At 65.0% G+C, this 17,355-nt stretch carries 15 protein-coding genes; 11 read left to right on the forward strand and 4 right to left on the reverse strand.

Annotation, left to right across the window (positions count from 1 at the left end):
- Positions 1–7: 7 nt before the first annotated feature.
- The gene (locus tag BB934_RS11355; protein ID WP_099509730.1) at positions 8–979 is read right to left on the reverse strand and encodes a Bug family tripartite tricarboxylate transporter substrate binding protein; all 972 of its coding nucleotides are present in this window, start codon (positions 977–979) and stop codon (positions 8–10) included.
- Positions 980–1,334: 355 nt separating this feature from the next.
- Here BB934_RS11355 and BB934_RS11360 point away from each other — a divergent pair, with 355 nt between their 5' ends.
- The 3 genes from BB934_RS11360 to BB934_RS11370 all read left to right on the forward strand — a co-directional run bounded on the left by BB934_RS11360 (position 1,335) and on the right by BB934_RS11370 (position 5,089).
- On the forward strand, positions 1,335–2,120 hold the full coding sequence (locus BB934_RS11360) for a FadR/GntR family transcriptional regulator (RefSeq protein WP_157934133.1): 786 nt from the start codon (positions 1,335–1,337) through the stop codon (positions 2,118–2,120).
- A 122-nt stretch (positions 2,121–2,242) separates the two neighbouring features.
- Complete coding sequence (gene araD, locus BB934_RS11365) at positions 2,243–3,964, forward strand: L-arabinonate dehydratase (protein WP_099509732.1); 1,722 nt, start codon at positions 2,243–2,245, stop codon at positions 3,962–3,964.
- 63 nt (positions 3,965–4,027) lie between these two features.
- On the forward strand, positions 4,028–5,089 hold the full coding sequence (locus BB934_RS11370; protein ID WP_099509733.1) for an aldose epimerase family protein: 1,062 nt from the start codon (positions 4,028–4,030) through the stop codon (positions 5,087–5,089).
- On the opposite strand, the gene BB934_RS11375 is transcribed toward BB934_RS11370, so the two are convergent.
- From BB934_RS11375 to BB934_RS11385, 3 genes are all read right to left on the reverse strand, one after another.
- Complete coding sequence (locus tag BB934_RS11375) at positions 5,090–6,019, reverse strand: DMT family transporter (RefSeq protein WP_099509734.1); 930 nt, start codon at positions 6,017–6,019, stop codon at positions 5,090–5,092.
- 207 nt (positions 6,020–6,226) lie between these two features.
- Positions 6,227–6,673, reverse strand: a complete 447-nt coding sequence (locus BB934_RS11380; RefSeq protein ID WP_099509735.1) for a hypothetical protein — start codon at positions 6,671–6,673, stop codon at positions 6,227–6,229.
- Positions 6,674–6,719: 46 nt separating this feature from the next.
- Entirely contained in the window at positions 6,720–8,330 is a 1,611-nt protein-coding gene (locus BB934_RS11385) for a phosphoenolpyruvate carboxykinase (protein WP_099509736.1), read from the reverse strand.
- 16 nt (positions 8,331–8,346) lie between these two features.
- Here BB934_RS11385 and BB934_RS11390 point away from each other — a divergent pair, with 16 nt between their 5' ends.
- From BB934_RS11390 to BB934_RS11425, 8 genes are all read left to right on the forward strand, one after another.
- Complete coding sequence (locus BB934_RS11390) at positions 8,347–8,595, forward strand: hypothetical protein (protein WP_157934135.1); 249 nt, start codon at positions 8,347–8,349, stop codon at positions 8,593–8,595.
- A gap of 233 nt (positions 8,596–8,828) precedes the next feature.
- Positions 8,829–9,527: a response regulator transcription factor gene (locus BB934_RS11395; RefSeq protein WP_099509738.1), complete on the forward strand. Its 699-nt coding sequence runs from the start codon at positions 8,829–8,831 to the stop codon at positions 9,525–9,527.
- Between the two features lie 78 nt (positions 9,528–9,605).
- Positions 9,606–11,468: a sensor histidine kinase gene (locus BB934_RS11400; RefSeq protein WP_099509739.1), complete on the forward strand. Its 1,863-nt coding sequence runs from the start codon at positions 9,606–9,608 to the stop codon at positions 11,466–11,468.
- Complete coding sequence (locus tag BB934_RS11405; RefSeq protein WP_099509740.1) at positions 11,465–11,920, forward strand: HPr kinase/phosphorylase; 456 nt, start codon at positions 11,465–11,467, stop codon at positions 11,918–11,920. Before BB934_RS11400 ends, BB934_RS11405 begins: the two co-directional genes overlap by 4 nt.
- A gap of 88 nt (positions 11,921–12,008) precedes the next feature.
- A complete protein-coding gene (locus BB934_RS11410; RefSeq protein ID WP_036360951.1) occupies positions 12,009–12,410 on the forward strand; it encodes a PTS sugar transporter subunit IIA in 402 nt (133 codons plus the stop codon).
- A 5-nt stretch (positions 12,411–12,415) separates the two neighbouring features.
- Positions 12,416–12,736, forward strand: coding sequence for an HPr family phosphocarrier protein (locus BB934_RS11415; RefSeq protein WP_099512758.1), 321 nt, complete (start codon positions 12,416–12,418; stop codon positions 12,734–12,736).
- A gap of 240 nt (positions 12,737–12,976) precedes the next feature.
- Positions 12,977–14,377, forward strand: coding sequence for an adenosylhomocysteinase (gene ahcY / locus BB934_RS11420; protein ID WP_099509741.1), 1,401 nt, complete (start codon positions 12,977–12,979; stop codon positions 14,375–14,377).
- 405 nt (positions 14,378–14,782) lie between these two features.
- Positions 14,783–17,350 carry a sensor histidine kinase gene (locus BB934_RS11425; RefSeq protein ID WP_237050251.1) on the forward strand — a complete coding sequence of 856 codons (2,568 nt, stop codon included), beginning with the start codon at positions 14,783–14,785 and terminating at the stop codon, positions 17,348–17,350.
- Positions 17,351–17,355 lie beyond the last annotated feature (5 nt).

The raw sequence follows: 17,355 nt of genomic DNA on the forward strand, positions 1-17,355 counted from the left end.
CGGCCGGTCACTGGCCGATTTGGATGCCGACGGTCTTCACGACCTCCGACCATTTCTGCCGCTCGGCCTGAATGTACTCGGCGAATTGCTTCGGGGTCATCGGCGCCGGTGTCGAGGCCAGTTCGGCGGCCTTCTTCTGGACCTCTGGCTTTTCGAGAATGGCCTTCACGTCGGCCGCGATGGTGTCGACGATGGCCTGCGGCGTGCCTGCGGGCGCCCACAATCCGTTCCATGAGGTCGCGTCGAAGCCGGTCAGCGTCTCGCCCACGGTCGGGATCTCCGGCGCCTGCGGGCTGCGCTCGGTGCTGGTGACGGCAAGGGCGCGCACGGTGCCGCCCTGCGCCTGGGGCCAGGCAATGGTCATGTTGTCGAAGGCGAGATCGATATGCCCGCCGATCAGGCCGTTGACGATGTCCTGCGAGCTGCGGAACGGCACATGGGTCATCTTCGCGCCGGTCTTGAGCTGGAACAGCTCGGCGGCGAGATGCTGCGACGTTCCCGCGCCCGACGATCCATAGTTCAGCTTGCCGGGATTCTGCTTCGCGTATTCGACGAACTCGGCGAAGGTCTTGACCGGGATCTTGGGGTTCACCACCAGCAGGTTGGGAAGCTTGGCGAGGCCGGTAATCGGCACGAAATCCTTTTCCGTGTCGTGCGGCAGGTTCTTGTAGAGGAACGGGTTAATGGCGTGAGAGCTCACCGTGCCGACGAGAAGGGTATACCCGTCCGGCGCGGCCTTGGCGACGGCGGTCGTTCCGATATTGCCGCCGGCACCGGGACGGTTCTCGATCACGAAGGGCTTGCCGTATTTGGCCTGAAGCTGCTCGGCGACGATGCGGGCGAAGAGATCCGTCGTGCCTCCGGCGCCGAAGGGGACGATGATCGTCACCTGCTTCTGCGGCCACGCCGGGGCCTGGGCCTGGGCCGCGCCGACGCCGAGGAGACAGGACAGGCCGATGGCCGCAAGAATTGCCTTCATATGAAAACCTCCCTGAATCCGTTTGTCGTTGAGTTCGGCGCTGGAACAGCGGCACAGGTCTTGTATGGCAACATACAAATTTTGACAAGCCGATCCGCCTGAGTCAAACTCTGTCGGCGTCGAGCGTCTTTCCACCAGGAGATGGGCCCCTAGGACCGATTTCTTTTGACTTCCCGGACCGTGGCAAGTAGTGAGACATACGACAAGTTGGCCGTCCGGATCGGACATCCGTCCGTAACGATCGGCCTGCGCTCAGGAACCCCGGGCAGGCCTGACGAACCACTTTCGAAGGATCGGGAGCGGCGGCGGGCGGATCCCGAATTTCAGCGCCTTGCAAGAGGCACGCAACAGCTCGATGACCGAAAGCACCTTCCTCTCCGGCCTGTCCCTCAACACCGTCGCCCGCAAACGCAATCTGGTGAGCGATCTGGCAGAAGCGATCTCCCGCGAGATCGCCGAAGGACGGCTGCAGGCGGGAGACCGGCTGCCGACGGAAGCCGAGCTCGCAGCAGCCGCAGGCGTGAGCCGGACGGTGGTGCGCGAGGCCGTGGCCGCGCTCAAGGCCGCCAAGCTCGTTCAGACCCGCCAGGGCGCAGGCGCCTTCGTGCTGCCGCCGCCGCCGAAATCGGATTTCTTCGCCTCCCTCAGCAGCGGCGAGGTCGACGACATTCTCGCGATGCTCGAACTGCGCTTGGCCGTTGAGGTGGAAGCCGCTTCGCTCGCTGCGGTGCGCCGCACGGATGAAGAAATGGCCGCGCTCGACCGCGCGCTCGAAAACATCGTCCGAGGCGAGGATTACGGCATCGCGGCGGATCTCGAATTTCACCGCATTCTCGCGGCCGCAACCAAGAATCCGTATTTCGTGCGCTTCCTGAACTTCCTCGGCGAGTTCGCGGTCCCGCGCGGTCACATCGCGCGCCAGGTGGGCGAGGATCAAGGGCATCGGGATTATCTCGCCGTGATCGAGCGCGAGCACCGGGCGATCCGCGACGCCATCGCCATGAGCGACTCGAACCTCTCTGCGGCGATGATGCGCGCCCATCTCGCCAACAGCCGCAACCGCTACTCGGCGCGCATCACGCAGAATTCCGCGAAGCCTGCACTCAGGACGCCCAAGCTGCGCTCCGCCGCGAAAGCCTGACGGCAGATCGCGGTCGCCAGGCGCCCGTGCGCACTTGACAGGCCCTCCCAAAACGGCGACCAATTTCTAAATTTGTATGATATATGGCTTTTGCGCCGGGTCGCGCAGGGAGAGAGACGGTCATGACGAAGCGGTCGCCTGAGCAGTTGAGAAGTTACCGCTGGTTCGGCGTAACCGATCTGCGGTCCTTCGGGCACCGGTCCCGCACGCTGCAAATGGGCTATGCGCGGGAAGATTTCATGGGCAAGCCCGTGATCGCGATAATCAATACCTGGAGCGACATCAACCCCTGCCACGCGCATTTCCGCGTGCGCGTCGAGGATGTGAAGCGCGGCGTATGGCAGGCGGGCGGCTTTCCCATCGAGCTGCCGGCGCTGTCCCTGTCGGAGAACTTCGTCAAGCCGACCACCATGCTTTACCGCAACCTCCTCGCGCTCGAGGTGGAGGAATTGCTGCGCTCGCATCCGATCGACGGGGCGGTGCTCATGGGCGGCTGCGACAAGACCACCCCCGCGACCGTGATGGGCGCGATCAGCATGAACCTGCCGATGATCTTCATGCCGGCCGGCCCCATGATCCGCGGCCACCATGGCGGCACGATCCTCGGCTCGGGCTCGGACATCTGGAAATATTGGGCCGAGAAGGAAGCCGGCACGATCACGAACCAGCAATGGAACGACATGGAAGCAGGCATCGCGCGCTCGCCCGGCACCTGCATGACCATGGGCACCGCCTCGACCATGACGTCCATCGTCGAGACCCTGGGCCTAAGCCTGCCGGGAGCCGCCTCGATTCCGGCCGTCGATGCCGCTCACCCGCGCATGGCGAGCCTCACCGGCCGTCGGATCGTCGACATGGTGTGGGACGATCTGAAACCCAGCGACATCCTCACGCGGCGCTCGTTCGAGAACGCGCTCATGGTTCACAACGCGCTTGCCGGCTCGACGAACGCGATGATCCATCTCGTGGCGATGGCAGGGCGCGCCGGCATCGAGGTCAACTTGCAGGATTTCGACGATTTCGCGCAGAAGGTGCCGGTGATCGCCAACCTGCGCCCCTCGGGCGAATGGCTGATGGAGGATTTCCACATCGCCGGCGGCATCCGCGGCCTGCTCTCGCGCCTCGAGCCCCTGCTCCATCTCGACGAGCGCACGGTGGTCGGAACGCTGCGCGACGCGCTCGAAGGCGCCGCTGTCTACAACGACGACGTGATCCGCCCGCTCGACAAGCCGATCGCGGCCTCCGGCGGCACGGCGATCCTGCGCGGCAACCTCGCGCCGAACGGCTGCGTGATCAAGCCGCCGGCAGCGGAAGCGCGCCTTTTACAGCACACAGGCCCGGCTATCGTGTTCGACACCTATGACGAGATGACGAAGGCCGTGAACGATCTCGATCTCGACGTCACGCCCGATCACATCATGGTGTTGCGCAATGCCGGTCCCATCGGCGGGCCGGGCATGCCGGAATGGGGCATGCTGCCGATTCCGAAGAAGCTCCTGAAACAGGGCGTGCGCGACATGCTGCGCATCTCCGATGCACGCATGAGCGGCACCAGCTACGGCGCCTGCATCCTGCACGTCTCGCCCGAAGCCCATATCGGCGGCCCGCTCGCCGCGGTGCGCACCGGCGATCTCATCACCGTCGACGTGCCGAAACGCTCGATCCATCTCCATGTGAGCGACGAGCAGATCGCGGATCGCCTGCGCACCTGGTCGCCGCCGCCGCGCGATTATCCGCGCGGCTACAACAAGCTCTTCGCCCAGCATATCCGACAGGCCCACGAGGGCTGCGACTTCGACTTCCTCGAAGGATCCGGCGGCGTGCCGGAGCCCGAGATTCACTAGCTCTTCCCAACTGCCGGCAGCAAGGCCATAGCGCGGCGCTGCCGGCATTTTTGCGGTCCGCTCATGAGCATCCAGAAAAGCACCTTCGGTTCCATCGACGGCCAGCCCGTCGAAGCCTTCGAGATCGAGAACGGCGCGATCCGTGCGACGGTCATCACCTATGCCGCAGCCCTGAGCCGCCTCTTCGTCCCCGACCGCGAAGGACGCCTGGCCGACATCGTGCTCGGCTACGACGACGTGGAATCCTACGTCAGGAACCGCGGCTCCGCCGGCGCGATCTGCGGGCGCTATGCCAATCGCATTGCTGACGCGACATTCACCCTCGACGGACAGAGTTATTCGCTCTCGACCAACGAGCCGCCCAATCACATCCACGGCGGCTTTGCCAGCTTCAGCAAACGGCTCTGGAGCGGCGAAGCCGACACGGCGAACAACGCCGTCCGTCTGACCTTGAACCGGCCCGACGGCGACGAGGGCTATCCAGGCGCCGTCGCCGCTTCCGTCACCTACAGGCTGACGGAGGATGCTGCGCTCGAAATCGTCATGGAAGCGACGACCGACCGGCCGACCGTCATGAACATGGCCTATCACGGCTACTGGAATCTCGGCGGCCACGAGAGCGGCCACATCCGCGACCAGCTCCTTCTCATCGACGCCAATCGCTACACCCCGGTCGGCCCCGGCAAGATCCCGACCGGCGAGCTGGCATCCGTCGCGGGCACGGCTTTCGATTTCCGGTCATCGCGTCCCATCGGCGCCATGATCGACGATCATGCGCAGTTGCCCGATGCCGGCTACGACCACAATTTCTGCCTCGACGGCGATAGCGGACCCCTGCACCGCGCCGCACGCGCCCTCGATCCGGTCTCGGGCCGAGGACTGGAGATCTGGACAAACCAGCCGGGCGTCCAGTTCTACACCGCCAATCATTTCGGCAAGGCTCCGGCCACTGGAAAGGGCGGCGCCCGATACGACAAGCATGCCGGCTTTGCGCTCGAGACGCAGAACTATCCGAACGCGCCGAACATTTCGCATTTCCCCTCGGCCGTGCTGCGTCCGGGCGAAACCTATCGCCATGCGATGCGCATTCCGTTCTTCGGCGTGGAGCCGTCGCGCCTGCGCTGATCAGCCGGCCTTCTTCACACATTCCTGCTGCGCGGCCGTCTCGAGATCGTCGGGCGCCGAAACGCTCGCCGCACGGGCCCAGCCTTCGGCCCGGCGCTGATGATTGAGCAGGTAGAGTACCGACCCGATCACCACAAGCGCACCGGCCAGCACATGCAGCTTCGGCTCGTCGCCGAACACGAAAAGCCCCACCGGGATAGCCCAGACCAGCTTGGTGTATTGCATGGGCGCGACGCTGGAGGCCGGAGCCCGGCGCAAGGCCTCGATCATGAGGAATTGCGCCGACACCATCACGAGACCCGAGACGACGACGAGGCCGACATCGCTCCAGGCGGGAGCATGGCTCAGGAACACGCCCGGAAGGCTCGCCGCGAGCTGTCCCGCCATCACGGCGGCCACCATGATTGCACGGTTTTCCTGTGAGCCGATCGAGCGCATGATCAGGACGACGCCGGCGCCGACGAAGACGTTCATGAAGGCGGCCAGATGTCCGAGGGACAGCGCGCCATGTCCCGGCTGCACCATGATCAGGATGCCCGCAAAGCCGATCAGGATGGCGATCGAGCGGGCGAGCCCCGTGCGTTCGCCGAGGAGCCAGGCGGCCGCGACAGTGACGACGAGGGGCGAGCCGAAGGTGATCGCATAGACGTCGGCAAGCGGCAGGAGCGAGAAGGCGTAGAAGCCAGACACGGTCCCGACACCGGCGAGAAAGCCCCGGCCGATCAGCATCTTCGGATTTCGGATCGCAGAGAACCGATAGGCTCTGTCGCGCCAGATGACGAAGCCCACCACGATGCAGGCGACGCTCGCCTGCATGGCGATGATCTGGAAGATGGGGTAGCGGGTGGAAAGCAGCTTCACGAGGGTGTCGCTGGCCGCAAACAAGGCGTTTGCGCCAATCGCCAAGAGAACGCCTGTCAGCTGGAGCACGAGCGGATCCCACCTGGACGCGAGACCGCGCGAGGCGAATCCCGTCTTATTTGCCTGTCATCATACAGAGTTTTCGCCGCATCAAAATTCCCGGAATGCATGGCTGGGAAGCGTTCGGGGCCGGTTCGTCGTCGAGCCGAATTCCAACAGCGTTTCCGCTAGGGAAGAATTACGCGCGGGCTTGGGTGCTGACCGAGCAAGGTTTCATCAGTTATCCTGGTCGGACTTGCGATAGAACGACCAAACAAAAGTGCTTATCAACAGAGCCGTCACGAGGGTGGAGAGAATGGCACTCGCCAGGTAGGCATCGCCGCAGCCCTCGCGCCGCGCCATTTCCACGAGCTGATGCGGGAACAGGTTCTCCTGAATCGACATTGCGGCGAGGGTTCCCACCCCGAGCCCGGCCGGGAGAGAGAACCAGCGGCCGAAACCGGGGCCCGCAATGGTGATGGCCGCGACACCCAATCCGATCAGGACAGGAAACGACAGAATCTCGTTCAGCAGATCGCGCCACAATCCGGCGTGCATCGGCCAGCCGATTCTTCCCTCGCCCAGAACCTTGTCGCAGACTTCGGCCAGCGCCGGAGAGGCCATCAGGCCTATGGCGATGCCAGCGAGAAACAACGGCGTGAGAAAAGCGAAAAGGCGGCCCATGGGCCGCCTTAGTAACATTATTCGGCGTAAAATGTAACCTTATTCGCTAAGCGGCAATCAAGGCCTGCGGTGCGGCGGAGCGGACGTCCGAATCCACGTGGCTCTCGAAGCGCTTGAAGTTCTCGTTGAACATGTCGATCAGGCGCTTGGCGGTCTCGGCGAACTCGGCCTTGTTCTGCCAGGTCTTGACCGGATAGAGGATGTGCGGCTCGACGCCGGGCACCGAGGTCGGCACCGCGAAGCCGAAATAGGGATCGCGGCGGAAATCGGCGCGGGAGAGCGAGCCGTCGAGCGCCGCCGTCAGCAGGCGGCGGGTGACGCGGATCGGCATGCGCCGGCCGACACCGTACTTGCCGCCGGTCCAGCCGGTGTTGACGAGCCAGCAATCCACATGGTGCTTGGCGATGAGATCGCGCAGCAGGTTGCCGTAGACCGACGGATGGCGCGGCATGAAGGGCGCGCCGAAGCAGGTGGAGAAGGTTGCTTCCGGATCCTTCACGCCCTTCTCCGTGCCCGCCACCTTCGCGGTGTAGCCGGAGAGGAAGTGATACATGGCTTCCGCCGGCGTCAGCTTGGCGATGGGCGGCAGCACGCCGAAGGCATCGCAGGTGAGCATCACGATGTTCTTCGGGATGCCGGCGCGGCCGGTGGCGCTGGCATTGGGAATGAAGTCGAGCGGATAGGCGCAGCGCGTGTTCTCCGTCTTCGACGCATCGTCAAAATCGGGAATGCGGGTGATCGGGTCGATCGCCACGTTTTCCAGCACCGTGCCGAAGCGCTCGGTGGTGGCGAAGATCTCCGGCTCCGCCTCGCGGGAAAGACGGATGGTCTTGGCGTAGCAGCCGCCCTCGAAATTGAACACGCCTTTCGGGCCCCAGCCGTGCTCGTCGTCGCCGAGCAGGACGCGGTTCGGGTCGGCGGAGAGCGTCGTCTTGCCGGTGCCAGAGAGGCCGAAGAACACGGCCACGTCGCTCTTGTCGCCCACATTGGCGGAGCAATGCATGGGCATGATGTTCTGCGCCGGCAGCACGTAGTTGAGATAGGTGAAGACCGACTTCTTCATCTCGCCCGCATAGGACGTGCCGCCGATCAGCACGATCTTGCGCTTGAAATCGCAGGCGATGACCGTCTCCGTGCGGCAGCCGTGCCGGGCCGGGTCCGCCTTGAAGGAGGGCAGGTCGATGATGGTGAGCCCGGGCACGTAATCGGCAAGCTCCCCCTTCTCGGGGCGGATGAGCAGGTTGCGGATGAAGAGCGAATGCCAAGCATATTCCGTGAAGACCCGGGCCTTGACCCGGTGGGCCGGATCGGCGCCGCCGTAGAGATCCTGCGCGAACAGCTCCTTGCCCTCGGCATGGGCGAGAAAGTCGGCCAGCAGGGCGTCGAAATGGCCGGGGGTGATCGAGCCGTTGTTGTCCCACCAGACGGTGCTTTCCGTGGTCTCGTCGCGCACCACGAACTTGTCCTTGGGCGAACGGCCCGTATGCACGCCGGTCTCGGCCAGAAGCGCACCGCCCTGCACAAGCTTGGTCTCGCCCCGGGTGAGGGAATGCTCGTAGAGCGCGGGCGCCTCGAGATTCCAGTAGACCCGCTTGAGGTTGCGAAGGCCGGAGGCCTCAGAGCCCTGTGCGCTGTTGAACACGCCGATATTTTCCACGGAAGACTTCTCCTGATTGCCGGTCATCGCGCGGCCGGATGGGCCGCCGTCCGATGGTCGTCAGATGGGGTGGGCCAAACAATTCGGGCAAAACTTTGCCGTCACGCTTGAACATGGAACCTTCTTTAGGTCAGCTGCCGATCCGGTCAACTCAAGCCGTTTCATCGCATTCTATTTTCGCGGAAACCAGACTTCAATCCGGCTCATTCTCCCGAATTTTCAGGATTTTGGAGAGTTCTTTCGTATGATGGCGTTCTTCCGCTAGGGAAGACGCTGAGCCGGATGCCCGCCCCCGCTAAGCGGCGCGACCGATGTTCAGCGGCGGTTGAATTGCCGCCCCTTGGACACCACGTCAGCCTCGCCCCCTGGTCCTTCTCCTGGGCGAAACCATATTTGTGCCACGAGAAAGGCGCAGTTGGGGACATTTTAGGGCCTTCTGCGTTGTCAGACGGGACGAAAACGCCGACATTCGTCCGTGCTTAAGCTAAGGAAGAGTTCATGCCAACGATCGCCCTCGTCGATGACGATCGCAATATCCTGACCTCTGTATCCATCGCCCTCGAGGCGGAGGGGTACCGCATTCAGACCTATACGGACGGGGCCTCGGCCCTGGACGGGCTCAAGCACGCTCCGCCGGATCTCGCCATCTTCGACATCAAGATGCCGCGCATGGACGGCATGGAGCTCCTGCGCCGCCTGCGCCAGAAATCGGACCTGCCGGTGATCTTCCTGACCTCGAAGGATGAGGAGATCGACGAGTTGTTCGGCCTCAAGATGGGCGCCGACGACTTCATCCGGAAGCCGTTCTCCCAGCGTCTCCTGGTCGAGCGTGTGAAGGCCGTTCTGCGCCGTTTCGCGCCCAAGGACCAGACCGCTCCCAAGGAGGCCGACCCGAAGGCGCTCGAACGCGGGCAGCTCAAGATGGATCCGGAGCGCCATGCATGCACCTGGAAGGGCGAACCGGTCACCCTGACCGTGACGGAGTTCCTGATCCTGCAGGCGCTCGCCACGCGCCCGGGGGTGGTGAAAAGCCGCAACGCCCTGATGGATGCGGCCTATGACGACCAGGTCTATGTGGATGACCGGACCATCGACAGCCACATCAAGCGCCTGCGCAAGAAGTTCAAGTCGGTTGACCAGAGTTTCGAAATGATCGAGACCCTCTACGGCGTGGGCTACCGCTTCAAGGAAGCCTGACGCTTTTGAAGGCGCAAGCAACCTGGAAGGACTGCCATGGTCCGGTGCCTCGCATCGGCCCATGCGTGAACGAGCGGTATGAAGGCTGAGCCCATCCACGCCGACGCGACATTCGACGACCCGCCGGCTCCCCGGAGCGCTCTTGAGCGGCTGAAGCATTTCGGCCGCATGATCGTCCAGCGCGGCTCGTCGAGCCTGACCCGCCGCATCGTCGTGCTCAACCTCGCCGGCCTCGTCGCGCTCCTCGTCGGCTTCCTCTACCTCAACCAGTTCCGCGAGGGGCTGATCGAAGCCCGCGTGCAGAGCCTTCTGACCCAGGGCGAGATCATCGCGGGCGCCATCGCCGGCTCGGCGACGGTCGAGACCAACACCATCACCATCGATCCGGACCAGCTGCTTCAGATGCAGGCCGGCGAAACGGAACGGTTCACCGACGAATCCTTCTCGTCGCTCGAATTCTCGATCAACCCCGAGCGGGTCGCGCCCCTGCTGCGCCGGCTGGTGACGCCCACCAAGACCCGCGCCCGGATCTTCGACAGGGACGGCCTGCTGCTGCTCGATTCCCGGTCATTCTATTCCCGCGGCGACATCCTGCGCATGGAGCTGCCGCCGGTCGCGAATGTGGAAGACACCACCAGCGTGATGGAGCGGACCTGGAACAGCATCCGCAAGATGTTCCGGCGCACCAAGCGTCCGGTGCTCGAGGAGGCCGGCCCCGCCAACGGCAAGTCTCTGCCGGAAGTGCAGCAGGCCTTTGCCGGCCAGCAATCGAGCGTGGTGCGCGTCAACACCCGGGGCGAGACCATCGTCTCGGTGGCTGTGCCGATCCAGCGCTTCCGCGCGGTCCAGGGCGCGCTTCTGCTCTCGACCCAGGAAGGCGATATCGACGCCATCATCGCCTCCGAGCGCTTCGCCCTGCTGCAGGTCTTCCTGGTGGCGGCCGTGGTCATGATCGTCCTGTCCCTGTTTCTCGCCGGCGCCATTGCCGGCCCGGTCCGCCGCCTGGCGGAGGCCGCCGAACGGGTGCGCTGGGGAACGAAGTCGCGCCAGGAGATCCCCGACTTCACCGGCCGCGCCGACGAGATCGGCCATCTGTCAGGCGCGCTTCGCGACATGACGAAGGCGCTCTACAACCGCATCGACGCCATCGAGAGCTTCGCCGCGGACGTGGCGCACGAGCTGAAGAACCCGCTGACCTCGCTGCGCAGCGCGGTCGAGACCCTGCCGCTCGCCCGCAGCGACGACTCGCGCCAGCGGCTGTTATCCATCATTCAGCATGACGTGAAGCGCCTCGACCGGCTGATCAGCGACATCTCGGACGCCTCGCGCCTCGATGCGGAGCTCGCCCGCGCCGATGCGGAGCCCGTGGACATGGTCCGCCTGCTCGAGGCTGTGGTCTCCGTCGCCAACGAGCGCCGCCAGGAGCACGAACCGCTCATCACCCTCAACATCGACCGGCAGGCGCATGGCCGGGATGCCTTCCTGGTCCTCGGCCACGACAGCCGCCTAGGCCAGATCTTCAACAACCTGATCGACAACGCGCGCTCCTTCTCCCCGCCCGACGAGACGGTGCGGGTGTCGATCCGGCGCCGCAAGAACGAGGTCGAGATCCTCGTGGAGGACAGCGGGCCCGGCATCGAGCCCGACGCCCTCGACCGGATCTTCGAGCGTTTCTACACCGACCGGCCCGAGCAGGGCTTCGGCCAGAATTCGGGTCTCGGCCTGTCGATCTCGCGGCAGATCATCGAGGCCCATCGCGGCTCGATCCGCGCCGAGAACCGGCTCGGCTCCCCCGACGAGACCGGCGAGCCCCGGCGCCTCGGCGCCCGCTTCGTCATCCGCCTGCCCATCGAAGGGGCGAAGGCCAAGAAGGATCAGGACAGGAAGGACCAGGAGAAGAAGGACAAGGCCAGGCGCGAGCCGGGGAAGAGGGAAGCGTGATCGCGATTGAGACCATCCATGCCGGCTGCGTGCTCGTCGGCGAGGCGGGACTCCTGATCCGCGGTCCCTCGGGATCGGGCAAGTCGACGCTCGCCCGCGAGGTGATCGCCCGGGCCAGCGAGACGGGCCGCTTCGGACGCCTCGTCAGCGACGACCGCACCCGCATCGAAGGACGCCACGGCCGGCTCCTCGCGCGTCCGGTGGATCCGCTCGGCGGCTGCATCGAGATCCACGGCCTCGGCATCGTCCGGCAATCCTTCGAAGCCGCCGCCATCGTCCGCCTGGCGATCGATCTGTGCGACGACCCCGACCGCTATCCCGAAAACCGCGACAAGCATATTGTCCTATGCGGCGTCATGGTCCCTCGCCTTCGCCTGCAGGCCGGGGCAATCTCGGCTGACATCGCCCTGGGCTGCCTGAGTGGTGTTTGCGACACGGTCGTGACACTGTGATGAACTTTTCCTCTCAATGCTCTTGCGCTTGGCTTCGCGGTGCACAAAATAGCGGCTCCGCTCTTGGAGCGTTCGGACCTGTAACATTATGATTGGAATGGTGCTCGTCACCCACGGGCAGCTCGCGACGGAATTCAAGGCGGCGCTGGAGCATGTGGTGGGGCCTCAGGAGCAGCTTGAAACGATCACGATCGGCCCAGACGACGACATGGAGACACGGCGCAAGGACATCATGGCCGCCGTGTGCCGTGTCAATTCGGGTCAAGGGGTTGTCGTTCTCACGGACATGTTCGGCGGCACGCCCTCGAACCTGGCCCTCTCCTGCATGAACGGCGGCTCCGTCGAGGTGGTCGCCGGCATCAACCTGCCCATGCTGATCAAGCTCGCCAGCGTGCGCGACGAAGAACCGCTGTCCGACGCGGTGTCCCATGCCCAGGAGGCGGGGCGCAAATACATCAACATCGCGTCGCGCGTTCTCTCGGGAAAATGACCACCATGGATCGGCCTCTCGATCAGGACTGCCCGCCCCTTGCCGTGCCCGAGGGCGTCCTGGTCCGGGAGCTGCCGATCATCAACCGCCGTGGCCTGCACGCCCGCGCCTCCGCCAAGTTCGTCCAGACCGTCGAGCGCTTCAACGCGGAGGTGACGGTGACCCGCTGCGGCGAGACCGTGGGCGGACGCTCCATCATGGGCCTGCTCACCCTCGGCGCCGCACAGGGCACCTCCATCACGGTCACCGCCAAGGGCCCGGACGCCACCATCTGCCTCCAGGCCATCCACGACCTCCTCGCCAACCGGTTCGGCGAGGACGAGTAAGTCCACAAAGTCTCCTGAGCCCGTCATCACCGGCCTTTAGCCGGTGATCTCGATCCGAAAAGCGCGGCGCTTCGCCTTATCGGGATGGCCGGGACGAGCCCGGCCATGACGGGAAGAGGTGTTGGTGTTCGCCCGCCTCAACGAAACATATAAAGACATCTTTATATCTTGATTGCCTCTCCCCGCGAGCTCTGGTAGAGACTGCGCCAACTCAACCGAACGGGTGAAAGAGAGGCCACCATGGCACAGGATTACATCGTCAAAGACATCAGCCTTGCCGATTTCGGCCGCAAGGAGATTTCGATCGCCGAGACCGAGATGCCCGGCCTGATGGCCGTCCGCGAGGAATATGGCCCGAAGCAGCCGCTCAAGGGCGCCCGCATCGCCGGCTCGCTGCACATGACCATCCAGACCGCAGTGCTGATCGAGACCTTGAAGGCTCTCGGCGCCGATGTCCGCTGGGTCTCCTGCAACATCTATTCGACCCAGGACCATGCCGCCGCGGCCATCGCCGCCGCCGGCATTCCGGTCTTCGCCTATAAGGGCGAGACGCTGACCGAGTACTGGGACTACACTGCCAAGCTGTTCGACTGGCATGGCGGCGGCGTGCCGAACATGATCCTCGACGACGGCGGCGACGCCACCATGCTCGTTCATCTCGGCCTGCGCGCCGAGCAGGGCGACGTGGCCTTCCTCGACAAGCCCGGCGCCGAGGAAGAGGAAGTCCTCTTCGCGCTCATCAGGCGCCTGCTCAAGGAAAAGCCGAAGGGCTGGTTCGCCGAAGTCGCCGCCTCGATCAAGGGCGTGTCGGAAGAGACCACCACGGGCGTCCACCGCCTCTACATCATGGCCAAGGAGGGCAAGCTCCTCTTCCCGGCGATCAACGTCAACGACTCGGTCACCAAGTCGAAGTTCGACAACCTCTATGGCTGCCGCGAGTCGCTCGTCGACGGCATCCGCCGCGGCACGGACGTGATGATGGCCGGCAAGGTCGCCATGGTCGCGGGCTTCGGCGACGTGGGCAAGGGCTCCGCCGCCTCGCTCCGTCAGGCCGGCTGCCGCGTGCTCGTCTCGGAAGTCGACCCGATCTGCGCTCTGCAGGCCGCGATGGAAGGCTATGAGGTCACGACCATGGAGGACGCGGCTCCCCGCGCCGACATCTTCGTCACCGCCACCGGCAACAAGGACGTCATCACCCTCGACCACATGCGGGCGATGAAGGACCGGGCCATCGTCTGCAACATCGGCCACTTCGACAACGAGATCCAGGTCGCTGGCCTGAAGAACCTCAAGTGGACCAACATCAAGCCGCAGGTCGACGAGATCACCTTCGCGGACGGCCACCGCATCATCCTGCTCTCGGAGGGCCGCCTCGTGAACCTCGGCAACGCCATGGGTCACCCGTCCTTCGTGATGTCGGCCTCGTTCACCAACCAGACGCTCGCCCAGATCGAGCTCTGGAACAATGCCGGCAAGTACGAGAAGAATGTCTACACCCTGCCCAAGCACCTGGACGAGAAGGTCGCCTCGCTGCATCTCGAAAAGATCGGCGTGAAGCTCACCAAGCTGCGTCCCGACCAGGCGTCCTATATCGGCGTCTCCGAGAAGGGCCCGTTCAAGCCGGATCACTACCGCTACTGATCGGCTCCTTCCTGAGCCGCTCCTCGAAAGCCCGGCTCCGGCCGGGCTTTTTTTGTCCGTCTGCGAGAGCATTTCCGGACTAAAAATGGGGACCATTTTCGGGTTCGATTCTCTCCCGAATCGCCCGCTGTCGCACCGACACGTGTGTGTCACAAATGCAATATGGTTCGACGAATTGCGCACAGGTTCTCCAAAGGAAGTTTAAGCGGGTGTTAACCCCCTTTCTGGCGGAGTCGGGGGTGGTCTAGAGTGAACGCGAATCGACCGGCCTGTGCTTCGGCCACATACCTGTGCCGGCAGTTCCGTTCATGCGTAGACGGGTGGCCTCTGTGGCGTCGGAGGACGTGGCGGGGGATGGCTCGAACTTGGCCCTTTGTCGGCCACAGGAAGAAAGGGCAGCACGGCATGGCCGCGCAAGGGGAGCGTCAGGAGAGCGGAAAGGACGGGAGATTCTCTCCCGCCGGCTCGGGCCGCATATCCCTCTCCCTGTTGCTGCTTGCCGGAACGTCCCAGGCCGCGCTCGCCGACGACCTGCTGCTTCCGTTTGCCGAGACAGCCTCCGATCTCCTCGGCCTCCTGCGCCGCTTCGATCTGCACAACGCCGTCTATTTCGGCCTGTTCATGGGCCTGGTCGCCTTCTCGACCACCACCTCCCTGCTGCTGATGTACGAGCGCCGGCGCGCCGGGCGAGCCGAGCGCCGGCTCCGCAACGAACTCGCGGCCCTGCACGGCGCCGACGACCTCGCCGCCCTGCTGATGGGCTCCGAGCGGCAGCTGCTCGTGAGCTGGAACGGACGCGACGGAGAGCCGCGCTTCCAGGGCGATCCCACCATCGTCGGCGAGAACGCCCCTGCCCAGCGGGCGCTTGCCTTCGGCACCTGGCTTGGTCCCGCCGATGCCGCCGCCGTGGAGAGCGCCCTCGAGCAGCTCAGGGAGCGCGGCCAGGCCTTTCGCCTGACCGCGCGCTGCCTCGGCAACCGCTTCATCGACGTCGAGGGCCGCACCATCGGCGGGCGCGCGATCCTGCGCCTGCGGGACGTGACCGGCGACCGGTCGGAGCTGCTGCAGGCGCAGGCGAAGCTTTCCACCGCGCGCAGCGACCTGCGCTCGATGACGATGCTGCTCGACGATGTCGCCTATCCCCTGTGGATCCGCGACGCCGAGGATCGTCTGCTCTGGGCCAATCAGGCCTATCTGCGCTCCGTCGAGGCCAGGGATCTCGACGATGCGATCGGACGCTCCCTCGAGCTGCTCGGCGCGCCGACCCGCGAGGAGGCGCGGCGCCAGCGCCAGGCCGGCACCACCTTCTCGAGCCGCGTGACTGCCGTCGTCGCCGGCCACCGCGCGGTGCTCGACGTGATCGAGCGGCCCACCGCCGGCGGCAGCGCGGGCATTGCCGTCGACGTGTCGGAGCTCGAAGCGGTGCGCACCGATCTGCAGCGGCAGATGGATGCCCATGTGCGCACCCTCGATCAGCTGCCGACCGCGGTGGCAATCTTCGACGGCTCGCAGAACCTCATCTTCAGCAATGCCGCCTACCAGCGCCTCTGGGGCCTCGATGCTGCCTTCCTCGCCTTGCGTCCCTCGGACAGCGAGGTTCTCGACCGCTTGCGTGCGGCGCGCAAGCTGCCCGAGCAGGCGGATTTCCGCGCCTGGAAGGCCGATTTCCTGCAAGGCTACCGCTCGGTCGAACAGCAGGAAATCTGGTGGCACCTGCCCGACCGGCGGACGCTTCGCATCGTCATCAATCCCAACCCGCAAGGCGGCGTGACCTATCTCTTCGACGATGTGAGCGAGCGCTTCGAGCTCGCCTCGCAGGTGCATTCGCTCACCCGCGTGCAGAGCGAGACCCTCGACACCCTGAAAGAGGGCGTCGCGGTGTTCGGCTCGGACGGGCGCCTCAAGCTGCACAACCGCGCCTTCGCGGAGATGTGGAACCTGGCGCCGGAGATGACGGCTGCCAACCCGCATATCGATACGCTCATCAAAACCTGCCGTCCGCTCGCGCCGCGCGACGAGCCGTGGATCGACATCCGCGGCGCGGTGGCGGGCCTTGCCGACATGCGCATGGGCCTCTCCTGCCGCATCGAGCGGCATGACGGCACCGCTCTCGACTGCACCGCGCAGCCGCTTCCCGACGGCGCGACGCTCCTGAGCTTCACCGACGTGACGGCGAGCGTGAACGTGGAGCGCGCGCTCACCGAGCGCAACGATGCGCTGGAACGCGCCTCGCGGCTTCGCGACGAATTCGTGCACCACGTCTCCTACGAGCTGCGCTCGCCGCTCACCAACATCATCGGCTTCACGCAGCTCCTCGGCGACGAGACGGTCGGCTCGCTCAATCCGCGCCAGCGCGATTATGCCGATCACATCATGCGCTCGTCGGCATCGCTGCTCGCGATCCTCAACGACATTCTCGATCTCGCCTCCATCGACACCGGTTCGCTGGAGCTGTCGCCGGAGATCGTCGACATCCGCTCCACCATCGAGGCCGCCATGCGCGGTCTCGAGGACCGGCTTGCGGAATCCTCGCTCGACCTCGTCATCGACGTGCCGGACGACATCGGCACCTTTGTCGCCGACGGCAAGCGCGTGCGCCAGATCCTGTTCAACCTGCTCTCCAATGCGGTTGGCTTCTCCTCGCCCGGCCAGACCATCCGCGTCTCGGCGCGCAAGCGCGGCGGCGAGGTGATTTTCGACGTGAAGGATCAGGGCCGCGGCATTCCGCCGGAGATCAAGGCGCGCATCTTCGAGCGGTTCGAGAGCCATACGCTCGGGACGCGCCATCGCGGCGTGGGCCTGGGGTTGTCCATCGTGCGCTCCTTCGTCGAGCTGCACGGCGGGCGGATCGAGATTTCGTCCGCGCCGGGGGTCGGCACCACGGTCACATGCATCTTCCCCAATGAAAGGCGCGAAACTCCGTCCGATGGCCGGTCCGCGCATTCTGCGCTAACTCCCATCGCAGCCGAGTAGGATCA

The organism is Microvirga ossetica (assembly GCF_002741015.1).
Taxonomy (GTDB): Bacteria; Pseudomonadota; Alphaproteobacteria; order Rhizobiales; family Beijerinckiaceae; genus Microvirga; species Microvirga ossetica.